Annotated in this window: 17 protein-coding genes; 13 read left to right on the forward strand and 4 right to left on the reverse strand. The window is 37.2% G+C overall.

The window, feature by feature from the left end; genetic code table 11:
- Positions 1-60: 60 nt before the first annotated feature.
- From cmk to ACFOW1_RS05345, 4 genes are all read left to right on the forward strand, one after another.
- Complete coding sequence (gene cmk / locus ACFOW1_RS05330; protein ID WP_379012696.1) at positions 61-738, forward strand: (d)CMP kinase; 678 nt, start codon at positions 61-63, stop codon at positions 736-738.
- Between the two features lie 138 nt (positions 739-876).
- Complete coding sequence (locus tag ACFOW1_RS05335) at positions 877-2,076, forward strand: phosphoglycerate kinase (RefSeq protein WP_379012698.1); 1,200 nt, start codon at positions 877-879, stop codon at positions 2,074-2,076.
- A gap of 84 nt (positions 2,077-2,160) precedes the next feature.
- Entirely contained in the window at positions 2,161-2,985 is an 825-nt protein-coding gene (locus tag ACFOW1_RS05340; RefSeq protein ID WP_379012699.1) for a hypothetical protein, read from the forward strand.
- 12 nt (positions 2,986-2,997) lie between these two features.
- Complete coding sequence (locus tag ACFOW1_RS05345; RefSeq protein ID WP_379012701.1) at positions 2,998-3,444, forward strand: DinB family protein; 447 nt, start codon at positions 2,998-3,000, stop codon at positions 3,442-3,444.
- A gap of 921 nt (positions 3,445-4,365) precedes the next feature.
- Here the strand turns inward: ACFOW1_RS05345 and ACFOW1_RS05350 are convergent.
- Positions 4,366-4,728, reverse strand: coding sequence for an energy transducer TonB (locus ACFOW1_RS05350; protein ID WP_379012702.1), 363 nt, complete (start codon positions 4,726-4,728; stop codon positions 4,366-4,368).
- An 81-nt stretch (positions 4,729-4,809) separates the two neighbouring features.
- Entirely contained in the window at positions 4,810-5,088 is a 279-nt protein-coding gene (locus ACFOW1_RS05355) for a hypothetical protein (protein ID WP_379012703.1), read from the reverse strand.
- Between the two features lie 376 nt (positions 5,089-5,464).
- On the opposite strand from ACFOW1_RS05355, the gene ACFOW1_RS05360 reads away from it, so the two are divergent.
- The 4 genes from ACFOW1_RS05360 (at position 5,465) to ACFOW1_RS05375 (ending at position 8,806) form a co-directional block, all read left to right on the forward strand.
- On the forward strand, positions 5,465-5,758 hold the full coding sequence (locus ACFOW1_RS05360) for a hypothetical protein (protein ID WP_379012704.1): 294 nt from the start codon (positions 5,465-5,467) through the stop codon (positions 5,756-5,758).
- A gap of 171 nt (positions 5,759-5,929) precedes the next feature.
- The gene (locus ACFOW1_RS05365; RefSeq protein ID WP_379012705.1) at positions 5,930-6,634 is read left to right on the forward strand and encodes a TIGR02117 family protein; all 705 of its coding nucleotides are present in this window, start codon (positions 5,930-5,932) and stop codon (positions 6,632-6,634) included.
- A gap of 133 nt (positions 6,635-6,767) precedes the next feature.
- Positions 6,768-8,324: an N-acyl-D-amino-acid deacylase family protein gene (locus ACFOW1_RS05370; protein WP_379012706.1), complete on the forward strand. Its 1,557-nt coding sequence runs from the start codon at positions 6,768-6,770 to the stop codon at positions 8,322-8,324.
- Positions 8,325-8,386: 62 nt separating this feature from the next.
- Positions 8,387-8,806 carry a DUF1003 domain-containing protein gene (locus tag ACFOW1_RS05375; protein WP_379012707.1) on the forward strand — a complete coding sequence of 140 codons (420 nt, stop codon included), beginning with the start codon at positions 8,387-8,389 and terminating at the stop codon, positions 8,804-8,806.
- Positions 8,807-8,857: 51 nt separating this feature from the next.
- On the opposite strand, the gene ACFOW1_RS05380 is transcribed toward ACFOW1_RS05375, so the two are convergent.
- Complete coding sequence (locus ACFOW1_RS05380) at positions 8,858-9,307, reverse strand: KTSC domain-containing protein (protein WP_379012708.1); 450 nt, start codon at positions 9,305-9,307, stop codon at positions 8,858-8,860.
- 170 nt (positions 9,308-9,477) lie between these two features.
- A complete protein-coding gene (locus ACFOW1_RS05385; protein ID WP_379012709.1) occupies positions 9,478-12,015 on the reverse strand; it encodes a S9 family peptidase in 2,538 nt (845 codons plus the stop codon).
- A gap of 237 nt (positions 12,016-12,252) precedes the next feature.
- On the opposite strand from ACFOW1_RS05385, the gene ACFOW1_RS05390 reads away from it, so the two are divergent.
- The 5 genes from ACFOW1_RS05390 (at position 12,253) to ACFOW1_RS05410 (ending at position 17,994) form a co-directional block, all read left to right on the forward strand.
- Positions 12,253-13,566, forward strand: coding sequence for a leucine-rich repeat-containing protein kinase family protein (locus tag ACFOW1_RS05390; protein ID WP_379012711.1), 1,314 nt, complete (start codon positions 12,253-12,255; stop codon positions 13,564-13,566).
- 668 nt (positions 13,567-14,234) lie between these two features.
- On the forward strand, positions 14,235-14,600 hold the full coding sequence (locus ACFOW1_RS05395) for a hypothetical protein (protein WP_379012713.1): 366 nt from the start codon (positions 14,235-14,237) through the stop codon (positions 14,598-14,600).
- Positions 14,601-14,740: 140 nt separating this feature from the next.
- The gene (locus ACFOW1_RS05400; RefSeq protein ID WP_379012714.1) at positions 14,741-15,826 is read left to right on the forward strand and encodes a metallophosphoesterase; all 1,086 of its coding nucleotides are present in this window, start codon (positions 14,741-14,743) and stop codon (positions 15,824-15,826) included.
- A 686-nt stretch (positions 15,827-16,512) separates the two neighbouring features.
- Positions 16,513-16,860, forward strand: coding sequence for a hypothetical protein (locus tag ACFOW1_RS05405; protein WP_379012715.1), 348 nt, complete (start codon positions 16,513-16,515; stop codon positions 16,858-16,860).
- Between the two features lie 9 nt (positions 16,861-16,869).
- A complete protein-coding gene (locus tag ACFOW1_RS05410) occupies positions 16,870-17,994 on the forward strand; it encodes an AAA family ATPase (RefSeq protein WP_379012716.1) in 1,125 nt (374 codons plus the stop codon).
- Positions 17,995-18,006: the final 12 nt, after the last annotated feature.

The raw sequence follows: 18,006 nt of genomic DNA on the forward strand, positions 1-18,006 counted from the left end.
TTTCTAATAATTTTCAATGTCATTCTTTTCTAAGGTTGACATTTTTTATACCTTTAATGCATGCGCAAAATCATCATCACTATCGACGGTTATTCATCTTGCGGAAAAAGTACTTTGGCAAAGCAATTGGCTAAAGAATTGAACTATGTGTTTGTAGATAGTGGTGCGATGTATCGGGCTATTACCTTATATTTTTTACGTAATCATATAGATTGGAATATGACTGAAGAGGTAGTGGGAGCTTTGCCAAATATCACACTCGATTTTGCCTATAACGATTTAGATGGCACAAGCGATATGATTATGAACGACGAAAATGTAGAAATGCTGATTCGTGAAATGTTGGTAAGTGAAAATGTAAGTGAGGTAGCTGCGGTAAAAGAAGTGCGTGCATTTGCGGTAGCGCAACAACAGCAAATGGGACTTAAAAAAGGCATAGTAATGGATGGTAGAGATATTGGTACTACCGTGTTTCCTAATGCAGAATTGAAAATATTTGTGACTGCTGACCCTGCCGTCCGTGTAGAAAGGCGTTATAGAGAACTATTTTTAAAAAATCCACATATTACGATTGAAGAGATTAGGGATAATCTAGAAATGCGTGATTATATTGATAGTAACCGGGAAGTAAGTCCGCTGCGCAAGGCAGAAGATGCTATCGTTTTAGATAATTCTAATCTTACCAAAGAAGAACAACTTACCAAAGTATTGGGTTGGGTAAAGGAAAAATTAAACTAAACCAAATTACTTATCCATCGCAATCCATTGCAGGTATTATTTCATTGTTAATAACCGCATTGGTAGTATCTATTAGCAAAATCAAGTACATACGTTGTTTAATAAGACCTATCTTTATTGCCTTCAAACAACAACACTATGAGTCAGTTTTCAGATTACAATTTCAGCGGTAAAAAGGTATTACTGCGTGTAGATTTTAACGTGCCTTTAGACAAGCAAACCCTTGCTATTACAGACGATACGAGAATGACGGCAGCTTTGCCTACTATTAAAAAAATATTAGCAGATGGTGGTAGCGCCATTATCATGAGCCATTTAGGCAGACCAAAAGGTGGGCCTGAAGACAAATATTCTTTAAAGCATATTGTATCGCATTTAAGCGATTTGTTGAGCGAAAAAGATATTCAATTTGCAGATGATTGCATTGGCGAGTCTGCCGTGGAATATGCGGCTGCTTTAGAGCCTGGTGATGTGTTATTGCTAGAAAATCTACGTTTTTACAAAGAAGAAGAAGCTGGTGATATAGCTTTTGCAGAGAAATTAAGCAAGCTAGGTGATGTGTACGTAAACGATGCGTTTGGTACCGCACACCGTGCCCACGCAAGTACTGCTATTATTGCACAATTCTTTGATAAAGACCATAAGATGTTTGGCTTACTGATGAATAGCGAAGTAGCTAGTGCAGAAAAAGTAATGCACCAAAGTGAAAAGCCATTTGTGGCCATTATTGGTGGAGCTAAAGTGAGTGACAAAATTTTCATTATCGAGAATTTATTAGAGCGTGCTACTGACATTATTATTGGTGGTGGTATGGCTTATACATTTATGAAAGCTGCTGGCGGCCATATTGGTAATAGTTTGTGCGAAGACGACCGTTTAGATATGGTAAATGGCTTATTGAAAAAAGCTGCCGACAAAGGTGTATGTATTCATTTGCCGAGTGATAGTATTATCGCAGATAAGTTTGCTGCAGATGCCAATGATTCAGTTGCGCCTAGCAATGCCATACCTGACGGTTGGATGGGCTTGGATATTGGGCCAATGGCTATCGAACAATTCAGTAATGTGATCAGGCAATCTAAAACCATCTTATGGAATGGTCCGATGGGTGTATTCGAAATGGCGAAGTTTCAACATGGTACCAAAGCTATTGCAACTGCTGTAGCCGAAGCCACTGCTAATGGTGCGTTTAGTTTAGTAGGTGGTGGCGATAGCGTAGCAGCAGTTAATCAATTTGGCTATACAGATAAAGTTAGCTATATCAGTACTGGTGGTGGTGCTTTACTAGAATATTTTGAAGGGAAAGTTTTGCCAGGTATTGCTGCAATTAAAGCGTAATATTATAATATAATATATCTTAGCCCCGCAAGACAATCAGTTTTTGCGGGGCTTTTATTTTAAAATAATTACTTCCTTTCAATTATGACCAAGCTTACATCAATTCTTGTTACCCTATTACTTACAACTATCGTCTTTACATCCTATGCGCAAAAAGGCGATGGTGATTTCTACGCTTTTGATGAGAATTTTAAAACGGTAAACTCTTTAGACGTAGCTACTTATTTTTTGAATGTTAGAAAAGATGCGGATAGCGTTTTTGTATGTAGATACTACCAAAAAAATGGACCAATGCTGCGACAAGAAACCTACAAAGACAAAACTTTGAAAATAAAGCATGGGCGTTTTGTTTGGTACAATGAAGGGGGAAAAGTAGATAGTACAGGCATTTTTGTAAATGGTTTAAAGGATGGCGATTTCGACCATTATGATGATACTTTGGGTACCATTGATACTTATGCTTATAAAAATGGTTTATTAGAGTTTCACAAAGACCACATCAAAAAGTTTATTTACTATGCTAATGGTAATGTGGAAGATCTTAATCTTAAATCAAATATCGCAGATACGTCAAGTAAAATATTTACAACCGTTCAAATTGAGTCTGAGTTTAATGGCGGGCAAAAAGCTTGGTCGAAATATGTAGGAAAAAACTTTGCGATACCTAAACGATACGAAGCAATTGTAGGCAGAAAAGGTGGGAGAGGAAAAGTAACGGGTTATTTTACAGTTGATAAAATTGGTAAAATTGGCGATGTGTGGCTGGCACGTAGCTGCGAATGGAGTGTAGATATTGAAGCCATTAAAGTATTTAAAAATGGGCCCGATTGGACACCTGCTATTCAGAATGGCGTAAAAGTTAAATCAAGAAAACGTCAAGATATTTCATTTATAGTTGACCCTTATTAATTCTCCTTTACCATGCTTACCCAAACACTTAACACCATTTTTACAAGAGACTTGAAGCGTTTACAAAACGAAATAGCTGCTTATCAAAACGAGCAAGTTTTGTGGCTAGTAGATAAAGGCATTGCCAATTCGGGTGGTAATTTGTGCTTGCATTTGCTAGGTAATATCAACGCTTATATTGGTGCGGTAATAGGGAATAGTGGCTATGTGCGTAACCGACCATTAGAATTTACCGATACAGGTATTACAAAGGCAGACTTACTTCAACGCATAGATGCTACCATTGCAACCGTCAATCATGCTTTTACCCTACTTACAGAAGAGGATTTATTGAGAGAATATCCCATGTTAGTGCTTGAACAACCTACCACCTATACGTTTTTTCTAGTACATTTAGCTGCTCATTTATCTTATCATTTAGGGCAAATTAATTATCACAGAAGATTGTTGGATGTATAAGCGAACTGGATTTTCTTTTGAAATAATGAATTCCTATTTACTTAGGATACTTATTAGTCTTTATTTCTAAGTTTTAGACATAGCAAGATACCACAAAGTTACTTTTTAAAATTACTTAATACTTTAATTTGATTATCAGATAATTATATGTTTTAGTATATGTTTATCATAAGAATATACTATAATTGCTGTAATTAGATAAATATCTATTTATTGAATTTATTTGAAATAGTATCTAGAGCCTTAATTAGCGTTACAACTAATTGCTTTGATGTTAATTTATTTGCTTGCCGCCAATCATATTGCATATGGACATTTATGAGAGGAGCGTTCTACACATAATTGAATAATAATATATGATAGCTGTCCACACTTACTTTTACCAATTACTGGCATGGTATAAATGTAATTATGAGCTAAAATGAAATACAAGAACCTATACTCAGGGCATGCAATGAAAAGAATGTACAAGAATTATTATAATTAATTAAAGGATAATAGAAAGCAGTTTATTTAGTCGCAAAAGATGATATTTAAAAATAATTAAATAATTGTATTCCGTATCGAAAAACATCTTGACCTCTAAATGATAAGGACATGATGGATCAAGTAATAAACTGTAGAAATAAAGTGATGGGCTGCTAAATTGTCAAAAAACAAATAACCCCAACTATATCTACAAGTATAGGCTGTCTATGCAGATTTGACAATTAGAAATCAGGCGTACTAAATGGTGATACAGCCGATACATCTACCTATTTAGCTTCGCTCTTCGGTATGTTCGTTTACGGCATCCCGAAGGGCAGGTACAATGCCATTGTATCTGCCTCTTCGAAAAGTCATTCTCTCGGCGTTAGATTATACTTGCGCGTTTTTTATGCCCCATTTAGTGGAAGGCTTAGTGATGAAAAAGCTTTAGCTTTAAAAATTTACAGCTTGGTTAAACGTGTATTGAACATTTCTCCCGTTTTGCATAGCAGGCTTCCATGTGGGTGAATTTTTAATTACGCGAATAACTTCTTCATCAAGTAATGGATGTAAGCTTTTAATGATTTCGACATTGCTAACCGTTCCAGTAGCATAAATACTAACTTTAACAATAACTTTTCCGCTCACCTTTTCTTTTTTCAATGCTCTAGGATAGTTCAAGTTATCAGTTAAGTATTTAAGCCACGCAGCAGTGCCATCTGGAAATTCAGCTATCGTCATAGTCATTGTTACCACTTGGTTATCCTCATGTTGCTTTCTATTCCATTCTTTTAACACTTCTCCATTTTGATACACTTGATAAGAAATGGTATCGCCTTGCGCATCATAATTTACAAAATAACCATGAAGTCTGCCCTTCTGATAACAACGAGTTTGTTATAACACCCCTTTTTCTTCATTGAAATACTTATGGCAAAGCACTTTGGTTGTAAAGTTGGTGTCGGTATAAAAACTCTCAGCTATGAGTATATTCTTGTAATTATAATCCCAGGTATGAAAATGGTCACTCTCTTTTATGCATTTACGTAAATAATTGCCATCTATTGATTTCTCGGTGTTCCAAGGGTTTGACAGCCGAAAATATAACGTATCACTAGCGCGTAAAATGGAACAAATAAGCAGTGTTACTAAAAGGAATTTTATCTTTATCATCATGGATAATGTTTGAATTATTTGATGCAATAATAAGCTTTAGTAATATAAGAACAATCACTCTCCGGAATCTTCGTTTACGGCATCGCGTAGGGCAAATAGAATGGCATTGTAGATGCGGCTACAAAATGTGATTTCAATCCTCACACACCATTATTAAAAGTATTTCGTGAAGAATACGAACCATGGCTTAGTAACAAAAAATATCTAAACTATCATCAAAAAGTAAACATCAATAAACAATGGAAATTATTTACTAGCAGTTGAATTTTCTTTATTTTTAAAAATAAGGCTGCTAAATGGTAAATAGGCTATTAGGCAAAAATAAAATAGCATTTTAAAAACTGAGTAGTATAATCACGTAGAAAAAAAACCGCATATGGGCGATAAATTAGCAAATGCAAATTTGTTCCTAGAAATTTTGTTTGCTACAATCATACTAGGAAAAACACTATTATACTATCGGTTAAGAAACCCCGATGGCGATTTAGTTCAGTCGTTTATTAGCGGCGAGTTAGGATTTTATGTGATGCTTGCTTTCTTGCCTATTCTTCCTAGTAATTATCCTCAGAGAAAGCGTTTTGTTAAAGGATTAAACTATTTAACACTTGCGCTTTACTTTACTATAATTGTTTTGTTTGTTATTGCACCCATTTCAAGTAACAATAAATAATATCATTTTTTCAGTAAAATTTACCTAAGCCCTTTTTTGTATCTGCTTTTACTACAACCATAAGTCGCCAAGCAGCATATTAGCCACAACTATTTTTTCAAAAGCGCAGGTTACTTAGTAGTGGTGAATGGTATTAAACTAACATCTAGCTAACCATCCATTCATCTTACCATGTTATTGCTGCCACGCCTAAAATTAGTTGCTAAAGTTGTACTAAAAACCATCCTAGGCTTAATCGCTTTTGTATTGCTGTATTTGCTAGCCGCTTATGGCTTATCTCGCATTACTATTCATAAAGAGGCTAACACCAAAGCGGAAGTAGCCATTTACATTTTAACCAATGGGGTACATACCGATATTGTTGTGCCAATAAAAACGGCGCAATACAATTGGAGTAGCGAAGTGCCGTTTGCCAATACCCTTGCTAAAGATACCACCTACAACTACCTAGCTATGGGCTGGGGCGATAAAGGCTTTTACCTAGAAACCCCCGCTTGGAAAGATTTAAAAGCCTCGGTAGCATTTAAAGCCGCTTTTGGGTTAAGCACTACGGCTATTCATGCCACGTTTTATAAAACCATTACTACCAGCTCATCGTGCAGGCAAATAATGATTAGCAACGAGCAGTATTTGCGGTTGGTAAACTATATCACCAATAGTTTTCAAAAAGATAGAAATGGCCATTTTATCAACATTGCTACCAATGCGGTGTACGGCAAAAGCGATGCTTTTTACGAAGCCAATGGCAGCTATAGTATGTTGCACACATGCAATACTTGGGCAAACAATGCCTTAAAAGCAAGCGGCCAAACCTGTTGCCTATGGACGCCTTTTGACACAGGTATTTTTAATAAATACACAATATCAAAACCATAATACCATAAAGACTTTACTCCCTAATATGGCTTTACCAATACCAAACTTATTTAAGATGATTAGTGGTGAAGGTAGTTGCTAGCATTTGCCTATCTTGTAGCCTATTCGTTATACCTAAACACCAATTGCAAGCATGAGACCATTCTACTTTTTGTTTTGCTTATTGCCAGTATTGGCTACCGCGCAGCAAGCAGATATCCTTATTAAAAACGGTAAAATATTAGATGGCACTGGCAATAGTTGGTACTATGCCGATGTAGCAGTAACCAATGGTAAAATAGTGGCTATTGGTAAACTTACCACCTATACTGCCTCGCAAACACTAGATGCAAAGGGTCTAATAGTAGCCCCTGGCTTTATAGATGTGCATACGCACTGCGAGGGCGACGAAAAGAAAAATCCACTAGCCAATAATTTTCTGTTAGATGGCGTAACCACGGTGGTAACGGGCAATTGTGGCTCGTCTAACACCAATTTGGCTGCCTATTTTGCCCTGCTAGATAGTGTAAAAATGTCTATCAATATAGCCTCGTTAGTAGGCCACAACGATGTGCGTAAAGCCGTAATGGGTACCGCCATGCGAGACCCAAACGAGGCCGAACTGCAACAAATGGAAGCTATTGTAGCCAAAGCTATGCAAGACGGTGCGGTGGGCTTAAGCACAGGGCTTATTTATATACCCGGTACATATAGTAAAACATCGGAAGTAGTACGCCTAGCCAAAGTAGCCGCAAGCTACGGTGGTGTGTATGCTAGCCACATGCGCGATGAAGGCGATAGTGTGGTAGAAGCCATCAACGAAGCCATTTATATAGGCAGGGTTGCCAATATGCCCGTAGAAATTTCGCATTTTAAACTAAGTGGTCAGCAAAACTGGGGCAGAAGCAAGCAAACTGTAGCCATGATAGCAGCAGCAAGAAAAGAAGGGCTAGATGTGACCATCGACCAATATCCATATACCGCAAGTAGCACGAATCTTGGCACTTTAATGCCCGATTGGATAATGGCAGACGGACAAGATTCGATAGTAGCCAGGTTAAGTAACCCTGCTATTCAGCAGCAGGTAGCCAAACTGATGCTGCAAAAACTAGCCAAGCGCAAACTGAAACATTTTAGCTATCCGGTAGTTGCCTATTTTAAAGCAGATACCACCCTAAATGGTAAAAGCATAGAGCAGGTAAACCAAATAAAAGGCAAGCCACATACCGCTAAAGACGAGGCCTACACCGTTATGGAAATGATTAAGCAAGGTGGTGCACAAATGGTGTTTCATGGTATGGGTGATGAAGATGTAAAACGCATTATGCAATACCCTTTCAATATGTTTGCCAGCGATGCGAGCATTAGGCAATTTGGGGTGGGTGCGCCACATCCACGTGGGTATGGTACCAATGCAAGGGTATTGGCCAAATATGTAAGAGACGAGCATGTCATCAGCTTAGAAGAAGCCATTAGACGCATGACTTCTTTGCCTGCACAAAAATTTCAACTTAAAAATAGGGGCTTACTGAAAGAAGGTTTTGCTGCCGATATAGTCGTCTTTAACGAAGCCACCGTGCAAGATTTATCAACCTACGAACAGCCACACCAATACTCCACAGGCTTTAAGTATGTATTGGTAAATGGTAAGCTAGTAATAGATAACGGTCAACACAATGGTACGAGAAGCGGAATGGTGTTGAGAAAATAATGGTTGGTTTTGAGAATAGTATATCTTAGTTCATTATTTTCATCGAAGTTTTAAATACAATCATGAGGCAACCTAAAAATTGGCACAACGAACATATAGAGAAATTGACATTCGCCAATCGATTGGCAGATACCGTTGCAAGCGGTATGGGCTCCTGGCGCTTTATTATTTGGCAAACCATTTTAGTAGTAATATGGATGGTTCTCAATTTGATTGGCTTGATGCAGCATTGGGATCCTTATCCCTTTATATTGCTAAATTTATTGTTTAGTACGCAGGCTGCCTATGCTGCACCTATTATTATGATGTCGCAAAATAGGCAAAATGATAGAGATAGGGCACATGCCGAGGCAGACTATCAAACCAATATAGAGGCTAAGCAAGAGATAGAAGCACTAGCCAAACAACTTAACAAATTAGAAATAGAGAAGCTTGATAAGCTGATAACAATGATGGAAGAAATGCGGAAAGAGAAGGGGTAGGGTGAGTTTAAATCTATAAGGTTTTTGAAACCTTATAGATTTAGAAAAGCATTACTCACTCACTATTTTATTCACGCTTCTATATACAAAAGCTTCGCTGATATGTCTGCGTACAAATCTTGATTGTGCGGGGGCGTTTAACAATTTTACATAAGTCGCTTTGGGTACATCAAAATACTCGTAAGTATGCCCATCAGAAAAGTCGATGCGAAGTACTTCATTCTTGTATTCAAAGTCTAAAATACTGGCTTCGTCAAGGGTTTGATGGTATTGTTCTATACTAGCAGCTGCGGTTTCTGGTGCAATACTTACTAAAAAGTGGTAGGCCTCAATCACTGTTTTACTTTTCTTTTCGGCGGCTAATTTTTCAGCTTCTTCTTTGTCTTGAAACTTGTCAGGGTGCCATTCCTTCATTTGATTTCTGTATACCGATTTTAGTTCTTTTAAATCGGCTTCTTTGGTTACACCCAATAGTTTTCTGTAATGGTCAATTTTCTTCATAACTGCAGCGAAGATAGGGGCTTAGCGCTGATTGCTGTTTTAGGATAGTTTTAAATGATTGTTACGGTGTTATAAAAAGCAACAGCCTCGCAAAAACACTGCGAGGCTGTTGGGCTTTAAATCTATAAGGTTTTAGAAACTAGAAGGTTTCTACGAAATGCGAGATACACTTATTGTCTTCTACCGCCTTGGCTAGCACCTATGGTTTCTTTAGGGCCGCTTTGTGGAATTTCACGGTTCATTTCCTCAATATCTACGGGGCGTTCTGTGGTATCGCCCATTAAGTATTGCGTAAAATAATCAGCCATGCGCCAATAGAAATATTCTGTCATATCTGTATAAGCATGTCTTTGGCCAGGTAACATTACTAGGTCAAAACGTTTATTGGCTTTAATTAATGCGTTCATCACACGAATGGTATTGGCAGGATGCACATTATTATCAATATCACCTGTGCTTAGCATTAAATGACCTTTCAAGTTTTTAACCAAGGTTTGGTTTTTATCAATGCTATATTGAAAAGACGTATCGTTTTTATCGCTTACAATTTCTTTTACGCCATTGTGTTTTTCGCTCCACCAACGATTATATACCGAGTTATCATGGTTGCCAGAAGAAGATACCGCCACTTTAAAAAAATCTGGATAAACTAGCATAGCCGCCGTACTCATAAAGCCACCGCCACTATGGCCATGAATGCCTATGCGGTTGATATCAATAAAAGGGTAGCGGTCGGCCAATTGTTCGGCACAAGCTTTTTTATCTGCCAAACCATAGTCACGCAAGTTGCCATAACCATAATTGTGGTACCATTTGCTACGGGAAGGATGCCCACCTCTATTGCCCATGGTTAATACAATAAAACCTAACTGTGCAAGGCGGTCAGTGCGGTCCATACCACGGCTAAAAGATTTATTCACTGCTTCAGTTTGTGGGCCAGGATACACATATTCAATTACAGGATATTTCTTGGTGCTGTCAAAATCAAATGGTTTATACATCACACCATAAATATCTGTAATGCCATCATCTGCTTTTACTTTAAATGGCTGTGGAAATTTGTAGCCTGCGGCAAATAAAGAACTAAAGTCAGCCGTTTCTAAATCCATAATTTTTCTACCATCAGCAGCATATAAAGTTGACTTAGGGATGGTATTTACACGAGAATAGGTATTTACAAAGTACTTCTGATTATCGTTCATGTTCATGGTATTGTCAAAGTCGCCTGGGTTTAGCAGCTTTAAGCCAGTACCATCAAAGTTGATGCTGTATAAGTGCAAATAGTAGGGGTCTTCATTGGCTTCTTTGCCATTGGCAGAAAAATACAGCACACGTTTTTTCTCATCAATACCTACAATGTCTTCGCAATGGTAAGCACCGCTTGTAATTTGGTTCTTCAATTTGCCAGCTTCATCGTATAAGTAAAAATGGCCCCAACCATCGTCTTCGCTCCATTGTATTAGCTCTTTACCACCATTTACTAGGCCTACTCTTCTTACTTCTACATAGGTATTTAAACGCTCTGGAATAATGGCTTTTACAGTTTTGCTAGCCACATTTACTTCACACACATCTATGCGTTTAAGGTCGCGGCTTGTTCTTGTAAAGTAGAATTTATCGGCAGTACCTAGCCATACATTTACTCTGTAATCATCGTCTCTAGAAGTAGCTAGGCTTGGTGCAGACCATACCGCAACGTCTTGGTCTTTAAACAAATCTACATTTAGCTCAGTGTGCGTTTTATCTACCGTATTAAACAACAATAAATCATCTGTAGGGCTATCTTTTTCACCAGGCATCCAATATTTGTAGGTTTCTAAAGTTGGTCTTGGGTCGGCAATACTATTAATTACCCAAAGGTCTTGTACCTTTCTGTTATCAGCTCTTACCAAAGCAAAATGTTTACTATCCGGGCTCCAGGTTACAAATGCCGATTTGCGTTTGTTCTTGTTTTTCTCTTTGTCTACGTTGGTTTCGCCACCACCGCCAAGGGCGCCTTCACTGTGGTAGCTATAGTTTTCTATACCATCGGTAGTGAGTTTTATTTCTACAATGGTACTATCTTCTTCATTTTTTAAAGCCTTCTCGTAGTTGGCTTTATCCATCATGTATAGGTTATAGTTTTTACCAAATACTACTAAGTTGCTATCTGGCGAAATACTAGCCCATTGTGGTTTACGTTTAGGTTTTTTAAAGTCAGGCAGTTCTGTTAATACACCTGAGTTTAGGTTGTACTCAAAGTAAAATACTTTCTTTTCCTTAACTGGCGCAGGTGGTGTGCCTTTTTCACGCTTCGTTGTAGTATCTTTTTTCTCAATCTCTTGAGTGCTTTTTACCTCAAACTGAATACTGTTTTCATCTTTGGTAAAGCGCATACTATCTAGTCCAAGGTGTTGGGCATCAAAAGGGTCTTTTACAATTCTACTTATTTGCGCAGCTAAAATAGCATTGTCAAATAATTGCTTTTTCTCCCCCTTAGCAGGGTCAACGATATACCACTTTTTACCTTCCGTCGTTTCGTACATATACCAAAAACGGTCAGATTTTTTAAGCCAATGTGGGTCAACGGCAGTAGAAAACACCATCTTATTCAGCTTGTTTGGCGAAAACTTGGTAGCCAACTGGTAATTGGCTTTAGTAACGAGTGTTTGCTGTGCCGTAGCACTTAGGCAAACAAGGAGTAGCAGAGCGTACAAACATTTTGTCATAGCAGTTAAAATTTACAGAATGGTAAGATAAGTAGATAGGCGCTTATAGCATAAACCATTTATCATATTTGCGCTAAAATGCTTTTCTTTACAATTATCCTTTTAGAAAACAATTAGATAATATTAATCGTTAACGGTACCATACCATTCTATTACCCCTAATTAAAAGCTATTTTTATATAGGCATTGCCAGCTATCATGGTTCTGGTGGTAGCCATTTTACAATAAAACGTGTCTATGCAAACCTTAGAACAATTATTGAGTGGCAAACTGATTGGTACAAAACAGTTAACCCTTGCTTGTGGGTTAAACAGTGTGCCTGAAGCCATTTATACATTAGCTGATACACTCGAAATTCTTGACTTGTCTAATAACCAACTAAGCAATTTGCCTAGCGACTTTGCAAAGCTGCATCAATTGCGTATTTTGTTCTTGTCAAATAATCAATTTACGGTGTTTCCTGAGGTATTGGCGCAATGCCCAAAACTTACCGTGATTGGGTTTAAGCAGAACCAAATTAACCATATTGCAGAAGATGCCATACCCTTACAAACGCGTTGGTTAATACTCACCGATAACCACTTAAAAGCACTGCCAAAGAGTATTGGTAAATGCACACAGCTAGAAAAATTTCCTGTGGCGGGTAATCAATTAACCCATTTGCCAGATGAAATGGCGAATTGCAAGAACCTAGCGTTGTTGCGTATTTCTGCCAATCAACTATCCGATTTACCCGAATGGTTACTTGCCATGCCAAAGCTATCTTGGCTTGCATTTTCAGGCAATCCTTTCTGTAAAAAAATTGATGATAGGTTGTTGCTAGATGGCATTGACTGGCAACAATTAACGCTTACACATCAATTAGGCGAGGGCGCTTCTGGTATTATTTCCAAAGCTATTTGGCAAGCCCAAAATGAAGTACCTAAAGAAGTAGCTGTGAAACTGTTTAAAGGCGCCGTTACTAGCGACGGTTATCCAGAAGATGAAATGCATGCTTGCATATTGGCTGGTAATCATCCACATTTGGTGAAGGTTTTAGGCAGAATAGACCATCATCCCCAACAAAAGCAAGGCTTGGTATTTGATTTAATAACCAATACTTTTTATAACCTTGGTTTGCCACCAAGTTTTGATACTTGTAGTAGAGATGTTTTTCTACCCAATATACATTTTACCGTAGCCCAAATATTAGCCATTGCCAAAGCCATCGCCTCTGTAGCGGCACATTTGCACGGCAAAGGCATTATGCATGGCGATTTGTATGCCCACAATACATTGATTACCGCACAGCATGACACTATTTTTAGTGATTTTGGCGCCGCTAGTTTATATGAAATAACAACCCCACAAGCTGCTTATTTGCAACGCATAGAAGTACGCGCTTATGGCTGTTTGCTAGATGATTTGTTGCAAAACTGTACCGAGCAACACCACTTGAGTGATGCCGCCATTGTGTTAAAAGCATTAGTGCCTTTGTGTATGCAGCCTACGGTATTACAGCGCCCAAGCTTTGAAGATATTTTACCTCTTCTGGAAGAAATTGCACTGTAAGCTTACCTGCTTTTAAAACCTTTCGCTAGGATGATTTAGATCGTAGGAATTTGTTAGAACAGCATAAGCGTACAACTGATAAGGCCAAAGGAAAGCTAAGTATCATAGGTACTTAATGGCTATAATCATCTATTTAAGCACCCATTTCTGATAAGTCATCAATCATTCCTATAACAAAGCTTTGTGGGATCAAATATTGTTTCAGCGACACGAAAAAACGGCTCAGCGTCACTATAAAATGGGTGAGAGGCATGCAAAAATGGTAGAGCGTCATCAAAAAATGGCTGAGGGGCGTTCAGAAATGATCGAGCGTCACTGAAAAATGGTTGAGAGGCATTCAGAAATGGCTCAGCATCACTTTAAAATGGCTAAGGGGCATGGTTAGATGACTGCGTATTTTGTTTTGGTCATTTTTGTATGCTAGTTGCTAGGCTGTCCACCCCAATTTTATGAATATACACTAAGGTAGTCGTATAAGTTGATTGGTAAAGCTCTTGCCGATGCATTTGCGAACTGCAAAATTTGTAAGCCTATCAAGCGGATATCAGCTTGCAATAGATGAAGAAGATTGCTTTTTTTGATTAACAGATATTTCACAATTGTTTTTTACTTATGGCATCCAATTCGCAATGTTACTAGTATTAAACAAACAATTAAAAATTACAATCATGAAAACTTTTACTTTATTAATGGTAGTAGCTATGGCTACAGTAGGTACTGTTTCTGCTCAAAACTATACTTATAATCAAAGAGGCAATAACAGACAACAAGCGGTGATTACCAATCATAATTATGGCGATGCCGATAGACGTACGGATAATCGATTTGTGAATAATCAACGCAGTGCAGAACGTTATGGTTATGATAACCGTAATGGTTACAATGACCACTACAACGATGGTCGTTATGCAACTACTTTCCATAATGACTATAATCGTTTTGATCGTGATGATAGACGTGATGACAGAAGATATGATAACGACAGACGTTACAATGATCGTGACATGTACCAACAGTCTCACCGTCGTTTTTAATAACACGATAGTAAATTCTAAAACCCACTTTATGAGTGGTTTTTTTTTATGGAAGTATATTAAGTGTTTACCACTTGATAGGTTTTAAAAGGTACCAATAGTTTTAACTAGGTTTGAGATACAACAACAACTTACCGCATATGCGTAAATGGCTGCAACAAATATTAGGACCTATGGTAATAAGGCTAGCGCACAAATATGATGGTAGACCTGTACAAAAAAGAGTGTTTGCACAGCTTACTTCTTTGTTTCAACAACTATTGGCGCAGCCAAGTAAAAAAGGCTTATTGATACCATTTGATGACAGTCATAAGTTTATTATTTTATCCGATCAACACAAGGGTGCGAGAGATGATTCAGATGATTTTGCAACTGCAGAAGCCAATTATTTAGCTGCACTAGACCACTACTATCAGCAAGGCTATTTTTATATTAACCTAGGCGATAGTGAAGAATTGTGGGAAAATTCTATTCAGCAAGTAAAAGCGCACAATACGGCCACTTTTGCCAAAGAAGCTTTGTTTTTGCAAGCCAATCGTTTTGTTAAAATATTTGGTAACCACGACTTGTATTGGGATAACGATCCATTGGCAGCCTTACAGTTACAGAGTATTTATCAGCAATCGGTTACTATTTACGAAGGCTTGGTTTTGCAAACAACGGTTAAAGGCAAGCAAGCCAGTATCTTTTTAACACATGGTCATCAAGGTGATGTACAAAGCGATGGTAATTGGTTTAGTAAATGGTTTGTATCCAACATTTGGGCACCGCTACAGGCGTATCTACATATCAATTTAAATACACCCTCAAACAACGATACCTTAAAAACCGTACACAACACCATGATGTACCAATGGACGCTGAATGCACCCAATACTGTGTTAATTACAGGTCATACACATCAGCCCGTTTTTGCATCGTTAACCCATATAGAATGGCTGTACAAACAATTAGCCGAAGTAAAAAAAATTCATGATACAGTTAAAGCAACTAGCCTTGAAAGTGAGATTAGTACAGTTGCCGATTTGAAAAAGCCAATGCCAGATTTTACAAACTACCAACCAAGGTATTTTAATAGCGGCTGCTGTTGCTTTAGTGATGGCGATATTACCTGTATTGAAATTGAAGCGGGTAATATTAGCTTGGTAAAATGGTATTATGATGCACAGCAACAATCTAAAAAAGAAGTACTTCAAACGGATAGGTTAGACAATGTGTTTGGATAGGAAATACAGACATGCAAAGCGACAAGCTAGGCGAAAAGAAGTCATGCGGCAAATATGCTTATTTGGTACGTCATAGTTTGGCGTAGGGGCATTTTAGTTTTGGTGATTGAAAGGAGAAGTACAACTATTACAATCAAAAGCTTAAACAATGGTAAAGAACAATGATAGTTTTAAGTTTTCAAAGAATGATATACTTAAGATTAGAAGCCTAAATGCCAAACTAAAACAGGAAGAAGCTAGAATTAAAATATTTGCAGACGAGCTTACTAAATCTCTACAAAAACTGAAAAACAATACAATCATTGACGACTTTAATTATGACTGTCGCTTGGGGGTATTTACTAGTAATAAAGCTTGTAACAAAAGCATGGCTTTAAAGAAGATGGTAATCCGATTTATGAAGCACCATTATCATTATTTAACTATAACACTGATACAGAATTTTATACAGACAATTGGAATGAATTGCCACTAGAACATCCGCTAGGTAATGAGTATTTCTGTTATTCTATGCACTGCATATGATTTCATGCCATGAATTATAGTGGCAAGATGTACTTGCCATTGATTGCGTGTGGATAGACTTGGAGATAGATTATCAGTTCATAATTTAGAATAATATTTTACAATATTTTTAATCTAAAATAAAAAAATACTCCTATTTATTAATCAATTAAAATAGAAAAATGGAAGACATGCAATTAAATCCTTTTGACGAAATGCCTCGCCTTACAGTGAATACTGAAGAACGTTTTGCTCTTTTTGTTCAAGCAAAAGCTGGTGATGCTACTGCGATGGAAAAATTAGTTTCGATAGAGAGAGACATGATTGAGAAATTAATTCTAATACACCAACAACTAAACACTCACAGCAAATGCACGTTTACAGAATTATACGAATACGCAGTAGAGGAATTAAAAGGCTGTATTAGCAGAATGGAATTTGATCGGTATGAAGAAATGATTACATGGAGTATTAGTGCCAGAATTAAACAATTATTAATTACCCGTAATACTAGAGAAGAAACAAAATAACAAAGACAAATGGCTATAGAAATCGAAGCAGAAGAAATTAGAGGGTTAAAAGCGCCATTTGAACCAATGGCTAATTATACAAGCTTGGGGCAAGTATTGTTAAACCCTGAAAGTAATTACATTAATTCATTTGCATTATTTATTACTTACTTTAATGCTGTTCCTAATTATTGCGATGAAGTAAATATTAATGCTGCGAAAGCACATCATTGGTTTATTAGGCAATATCAAGATAGCATTATAGATACTCATTTTTACAAAACCTATTTTAATGCTAGTACCAAAGCTGAATATTGTGAAGTGTATTACATCTTGCATGATGACTTAATTGTATATTTTGATATTAATTGCTCGATTGTAAAATTTTTATTTAAAAAAACCGATGCTCAAAAAGTTTCTACTATTGTCAATGGTATTAAGAAGTTTAAAAAAACAAATAATAAACGGGCACCTAAAGTATGGCTATTGATTAATGATGGTGAAGGGCTTAGTACAAAAGCATTAAGAATAACCAAAAATAAACTAAGCCTTAAAGACAATTACAATGATGACTTTGAACCCATACATCAAATTATTGTAAAACGCCTCTCAAAGAAAAATGATAAAGGACTAGTATTACTACATGGTAAGCCTGGCACGGGCAAAACATCCTACATACGCTACCTTATTGCAACTTTAAAAAAGCCGGTTATCTTTTTACCGCCCGATATTGCGGCGAGTATTACTAACCCACAACTACTGGCAGTATTAATTAAAAACCCTAATTGCGTATTAGTTATTGAAGATGCAGAAAAAATAATTGTAGATAGAGAACGTGACGGCTATTCACCAGTATCTACATTATTGAATATTTCTGATGGATTATTGGCAGATTGTTTAAACGTGCAAGTCATCTGTTCTTTTAATACTGATATCTCTAAAATTGACAGTGCATTAATGCGTAAAGGGCGATTAATTGCCAAATATGAGTTTAAAGAATTGGCTGTAGACAAGGCACAGCAACTATCAAACAAGTTGAGATATACCACTACTATCACACAACCAACTACGTTAACAGATATCTATAATCAACATGATATGGCTTTTCAGCAAACCAATGAAAGGCAACGTATAGGGTTTGGTGTGAATAGGTGAGATTGATATATT

Source organism: Parasediminibacterium paludis, from assembly GCF_042651445.1.
Lineage (GTDB): Bacteria > Bacteroidota > Bacteroidia > Chitinophagales > Chitinophagaceae > Parasediminibacterium > Parasediminibacterium paludis.

Coding starts and splice junctions, on each gene's coding strand:
- ACFOW1_RS05380 (WP_379012708.1), bottom strand. CDS start 9,307: ATGAAGAAAATTGACCATTACAGAAAACTATTGGGTGTAACCAAAGAA.
- ACFOW1_RS05355 (WP_379012703.1), bottom strand. CDS start 5,088: ATGATGATAAAGATAAAATTCCTTTTAGTAACACTGCTTATTTGTTCC.
- ACFOW1_RS05390 (WP_379012711.1), top strand. CDS start 12,253: ATGCAAACCTTAGAACAATTATTGAGTGGCAAACTGATTGGTACAAAA.
- ACFOW1_RS05385 (WP_379012709.1), bottom strand. CDS start 12,015: ATGACAAAATGTTTGTACGCTCTGCTACTCCTTGTTTGCCTAAGTGCT.
- ACFOW1_RS05345 (WP_379012701.1), top strand. CDS start 2,998: ATGCTTACCCAAACACTTAACACCATTTTTACAAGAGACTTGAAGCGT.
- ACFOW1_RS05340 (WP_379012699.1), top strand. CDS start 2,161: ATGACCAAGCTTACATCAATTCTTGTTACCCTATTACTTACAACTATC.
- ACFOW1_RS05395 (WP_379012713.1), top strand. CDS start 14,235: ATGAAAACTTTTACTTTATTAATGGTAGTAGCTATGGCTACAGTAGGT.
- ACFOW1_RS05365 (WP_379012705.1), top strand. CDS start 5,930: ATGTTATTGCTGCCACGCCTAAAATTAGTTGCTAAAGTTGTACTAAAA.
- ACFOW1_RS05335 (WP_379012698.1), top strand. CDS start 877: ATGAGTCAGTTTTCAGATTACAATTTCAGCGGTAAAAAGGTATTACTG.
- ACFOW1_RS05410 (WP_379012716.1), top strand. CDS start 16,870: ATGGCTATAGAAATCGAAGCAGAAGAAATTAGAGGGTTAAAAGCGCCA.
- ACFOW1_RS05405 (WP_379012715.1), top strand. CDS start 16,513: ATGGAAGACATGCAATTAAATCCTTTTGACGAAATGCCTCGCCTTACA.
- cmk (WP_379012696.1), top strand. CDS start 61: ATGCGCAAAATCATCATCACTATCGACGGTTATTCATCTTGCGGAAAA.
- ACFOW1_RS05400 (WP_379012714.1), top strand. CDS start 14,741: ATGCGTAAATGGCTGCAACAAATATTAGGACCTATGGTAATAAGGCTA.
- ACFOW1_RS05375 (WP_379012707.1), top strand. CDS start 8,387: ATGAGGCAACCTAAAAATTGGCACAACGAACATATAGAGAAATTGACA.
- ACFOW1_RS05370 (WP_379012706.1), top strand. CDS start 6,768: ATGAGACCATTCTACTTTTTGTTTTGCTTATTGCCAGTATTGGCTACC.
- ACFOW1_RS05360 (WP_379012704.1), top strand. CDS start 5,465: ATGGGCGATAAATTAGCAAATGCAAATTTGTTCCTAGAAATTTTGTTT.